This is a genomic window from Gordonia sp. NPDC003376, from assembly GCF_053589235.1.
Genome location: NZ_JBSFRM010000052.1, coordinates 1 through 4654, shown reverse-complemented (window position 1 = coordinate 4654; position 4654 = coordinate 1). Strand labels below are relative to the sequence as shown.

Below are 4654 nucleotides of genomic sequence, written 5' to 3'. Positions count from 1 at the left end.
TAACGCACGAGCCTTGACCTCGGGATCAATGTTCTTCGGCATGTGCTCATCCTTCCTGACTCAAAAGGAAGCGGCACGAAACCCCGGGGGATTCATCACGACCGGGTTCCATTGAGGCGACCAGGACGACGTCATCCCGATCAAGCTCTACAACCCGTGCTCCCGGTCTTCACGACCGGGTTCCATTGAGGCCCGTTGGTGATGTAGCGAGCCGAGTAGGTGCGGCCGGTGTGCTCCCGGTCTTCACGACCGGGTTCCATTGAGGCTGTTTCTGGCGATCCAGGCGGTGTTCGCGCCGTTGCGGGTGCTCCCGGTCTTCACGACCGGGTTCCATTGAGGCCCGCTGAGTTCATCGGTCTCTCTGCTGTTGTGACTACAGGTGCTCCCGGTCTTCACGACCGGGTTCCATTGAGGCGCTCAGCATCGCGGAGCGAAACTGGTACGGCACCTAAGGTGCTCCCGGTCTTCACGACCGGGTTCCATTGAGGCAGCTCGTCGAGGATGACCTCGGCCCCCAGGTTGTACGGTGCTCCCGGTCTTCACGACCGGGTTCCATTGAGGCGGTGCACACGTATTCGATCCAGGCGGTGAGTGTGCGTGCTCCCGGTCTTCACGACCGGGTTCCATTGAGGCTACATCCCAACGCGACTGTCCCTCGACAGCGCAAACGGGTGCTCCCGGTCTTCACGACCGGGTTCCATTGAGGCGCGGGTCTTCGACGACTTCCCGAACGTGTACACCTCGTGCTCCCGGTCTTCACGACCGGGTTCCATTGAGGCATGCCCAAGGTCAGCAAGCCGCCCTGGTCGACGTTCGGTGCTCCCGGTCTTCACGACCGGGTTCCATTGAGGCGGCATCGGAGCGACGGGCCTTGACCCCGGATCTTGGACACAGGGTGGGATTCATGCTGCGATGGATAGTGTAGCAGCGTAACGGGTTTCGTAGTCGATAGGTGTGCGGTAGCCACACCAGGAGTGTCGGCGACGGGTGTTGTATCGCACGAGCCAGCCGAAGACTTCACGGCGACATGCGAGTTGATCAGGCCAGTACCGCTCGTCCTGGAGGACCTCGCGTGTGAGTGTGGCATTGAACGCCTCGCGGTCAAGTCCTCCGGCCATCGCGTTGTCGGCACTTGTCCCTACCGACCCCATCGACTGGGTCACCGGCGAGATCAGCACACCACCGGGCGTAGGCCTTGCTCGTGTACACCGAGCCATGATCAGAGTGGAAGATCGCCCCGGACAGGCTGCCCCTGGTCTGGCGGGCAGCGTGCAGGGCATCGGCGACGAGTTCGGTGCGCATGTGATCGGCCACCGCCCACCCGGCCAACCTCCGCGAGTGACAGTCGATCACTGTGGCCAGGTACAGGTTGGTGCCATCAGCGAGTGGCAGATAGGTGATATCTCCGACGTACACCTGATGGGGAGCCGCTGCGGTGAAGTTCCGTGTGACCAGGTCAGGTACCTTGCGATCGGCGGGTTCGGGAATCGTTGTCACCACCCGACGCCGCCGTCGGTAGCCGGCGATGCCGCGTTCACCCATGACCCTGGCTACCCGTTTGTGGTTGACCCGGTCCGCCGGAGGCGCCCCATCGTTGAGTTCAGCGGTGATCCGCGGCACCCCGCAGGTGTTGTCACCATCATGAATCTGTCGAATACGTTGTGCCAGAACATCATCAGCGTCGGCTCGGGCTGTCCGAGTCGAGGCAGCATTGCGCCCGGCATGAAACGACGAACACGCGAGGTCGACGAGTTCGCATAGCCACTTCACCGGGTAGGTGTGTCGAGGTGGTCGGCGACGAACTCCACAGCGGCTCACCAGTTCGTCTCCGGCGGCGAAATACTTCGCCGCCGCACGCAAGATCTCCCGTTCGGTGGTCAGTTTATGCTTCTCGCTGCGCAATGCCGCGTTCTCGGCCTCCAACCGTGCGACGTTGGCCTCGATGCTCTCCTCGCCGACCACACCGGCCACGCCTGCGGCGTCCGGTCGGGCCTTGAGAGGACTGGCTGCGTTGCTGCCATCGGCAGCAGTCTTGCGACCGGTGCCGTAACTGTCTAACCTCGTGCTTTCACGCTGATTTCGTGTCGTGAGTGAAGAATGGTGCCCTGACCTGGGATGATTGAGATTGCGAAGTCATCAATCGGACCAGATCGAGGAGCACCATTCAGGTGAGTAAGTCTACGTCGCCCTACCCCGTGCTGTCTGCAGATGGCACCGGAACCGGGGTGGTGTCGCAGGCCGGCGCCACGGTGTTGTTGCGGACAGCCGAGAAAACGGGCCTGACCACCGATTTATCGGACGCGTTGACGCCGTGGCGTAAACCCCTGGCGACCCACGATCCAGGCAAGATCATCACGGATCTGGCTGTGGCGGTCGCGATCGGCGGTGATTGTCTGGCCGACATCAACCAACTTCGCGCCAACCCCGCGGTATTCGGTCAGGTCGCCTCCGACCCCACGGTGTCACGACTGATCTCGGCGTTGGCCGCCGACGCCCCAGCGGCATTGACGGCCATCAACTCCGCCCGCGCTGCTGCCCGGGCAGGGTGCTGGTCAGCAGCCGGCACCACCGCCCCCGATCATGACGCCGATACTGGCGATCCGCTGATCGTCGATCTCGACGCAACCTTGGTGACCGCGCACTCGGAGAAACAGGATGCGGCACCAACCTACAAGCGCGGGTTCGGTTTCCACCCGCTATGTGCGCTTGTCGATCACGGTAGCGAGGGCACTGGCGAACCCCTGGCGATCCAATTGCGGCCCGGCAACGCCGGCGCCAACACCGCCGCCGATCACATCACGGTCACCGCCGCCGCACTCGAGCAGCTACCGACGGTGCAGGGGTATCGGGTCGGCAAGTCGGTGCTGGTGCGCACCGACTCGGCCGGCGGCACCCACGAGTTCCTCGGCTATCTCACCCGCCGGCACCTGGCCTATTCGGTGGGATTCGGGCTGACCGAGACCACCGCGGCCGTGACTGACCGGATCAGTCCCGAGGCGTGGACCCCGGCCTATGATGCCGACGGCGTGCAACGCGACGGAGCGTGGGTAGCCGAGTTGACCGGGCTGATCGACCTATCAGGCTGGCCGCAGGGGATGCGCGTGATCGTCCGGAAAGAGAGGCCGCACCCGGGTGCGCAATTGCGGTTCACCGACCGTGATGGGTTGCGGCTGACCGCGTTCGCCACCAACACCGTCCGTGGCCAACTCGCTGATCTGGAGCTGCGTCACCGGCGGCGGGCTCGATGTGAGGACCGGGTCCGTACCGCCAAAGACTGTGGCCTGACGAATCTTCCGCTGCACGGCTTCGATCAGAACCGGATCTGGTGCGCGATCGTGATGCTCGCCTGCGAGTTGATTGCCTGGACGCAGATGCTCGCGTTCACCGATCATCCTGCTCGCCGGTGGGAACCCAAGCGACTGCGCCACCGCGTGTTCTCGATCGCAGCCAAGATCAGCCGCCACGCCCGGCGAACCCGCATGAAGATGGCCACCCACGCTCCGCACGTCGATCTGCTACTCGACGGGATAGCAAGGCTTGCAGCACTTCCAGCGCCGGCCTGACCACCAGACCGACCAACCTTCGAACCCAGAAAGGACGTCACACCTCGGGGCCGTGAAACCCGACGCACACCGACGCCTCGGACAACACCACACGGCCCACACCCGGAATTCGGTCCTCAGACCACCACTCCGGGCCCGCTCAAACACCGGGCGACCCCCGACGAAACATCGAGGCTAACCAGTTCCGCAGGGTGCCCCGCTCGATACCGAGATCAGCCGCGACACTGCGGACCGTGGCACCCGGGGTCGACTCGTACAAGTCCACCGCGTCCTTACCGAACTGCTCTGAATAGTGTTTTGCGAGCCATACCTTGATCATCTCGCTTCCTCCCGCCGACTGGTGGGATTCAACGTGTCCAAGGTTCAGGGTCAGGTCCCGGAAGTCCCACAAATGTGCTCTCGGTCCTCCACGGTCGGGATCCATCGAGGCAGGTGGCCATCCCCGGACTTGTCGTATTCTGGGGTCCAGGCCCCATCGAGGGTGGACCACAATTGTGGTCCACATTCAGTCCAGGTGCTCGTGCTCCCGGTCTTCACCGCCGGGTTCCATTTGAGGATTGAGGTGAGAAGCACCCGGGTGTCGACCGGCCGCTGGGCGGACTGGTGCTCCGGGTCTTCACGGCTGGTCCCATCGACGTGCGAAATGGTGCGCGACCGTGGCCAGACTTCTGTCAACGGCCAGTTTGATGTCCCCGCTGGTGGCCAAGTAGAAGTCCCCGCCTTGTGCGGGTTTGGTCAGCGGTGGGGCGCCTCCGTTCGGTGGGTCATGCGGTATGAATCGCCGTCGGTGATGACGGTGGTGGCGTGGTGCAGTAGACGGTCGAGGATGCTGACTGCGGTGGTGTGTTCGGGTAGGAACCGTCCCCATTGCTCGAAGGGCCAGTGGGAGGCGATAGCCAGGGAGCGGCGTTCGTAAGCGCCGGCGACGAGTCGGAACAGCAGCTGGGTGCCGGTGTCATCGAGCGGCGCGAATCCCATTTCGTCAACGATGAGCAAGTTGAATCCCCCGGGGTTTCGTGCCGCTTCCTTTTGAGTCAGGAAGGATGAGCACATGCCGAAGAACATTGATCCCGAGGTCAAGGCTCGTGCGT

2 protein-coding genes, 2 pseudogenes and 1 CRISPR repeat array are annotated in these 4654 nt (G+C 63.4%); of the genes and pseudogenes, 1 reads left to right on the top strand and 3 read right to left on the bottom strand.

Annotated elements, in window-relative coordinates; all coding sequences use genetic code 11:
- Window positions 1-156: 156 nt before the first annotated feature.
- Window positions 157-852: direct repeats of the CRISPR family, unit length 36 nt; unit sequence GTGCTCCCGGTCTTCACGACCGGGTTCCATTGAGGC.
- A gap of 50 nt (window positions 853-902) precedes the next feature.
- Window positions 903-2058 (bottom strand): annotated as a pseudogene (locus tag ACWDUA_RS25425) (IS3 family transposase); the annotation flags it as partial.
- 110 nt (window positions 2059-2168) lie between these two features.
- On the opposite strand from ACWDUA_RS25425, the gene ACWDUA_RS25420 reads away from it, so the two are divergent.
- Window positions 2169-3563 (top strand): IS1380 family transposase, encoded by a 1395-nt coding sequence (locus tag ACWDUA_RS25420; protein WP_449753803.1) that lies wholly within the window; start codon window positions 2169-2171, stop codon window positions 3561-3563.
- Between the two features lie 175 nt (window positions 3564-3738).
- Here ACWDUA_RS25420 and ACWDUA_RS25415 read toward each other — a convergent pair.
- Together ACWDUA_RS25415 and ACWDUA_RS25410 are read right to left on the bottom strand one after the other, a co-directional pair.
- Window positions 3739-3882 (bottom strand): annotated as a pseudogene (locus ACWDUA_RS25415) (transposase); the annotation flags it as partial.
- 416 nt (window positions 3883-4298) lie between these two features.
- On the bottom strand, window positions 4299-4654 hold a 356-nt coding region (locus tag ACWDUA_RS25410), incomplete at its 5' end, for an ATP-binding protein (protein ID WP_449753802.1).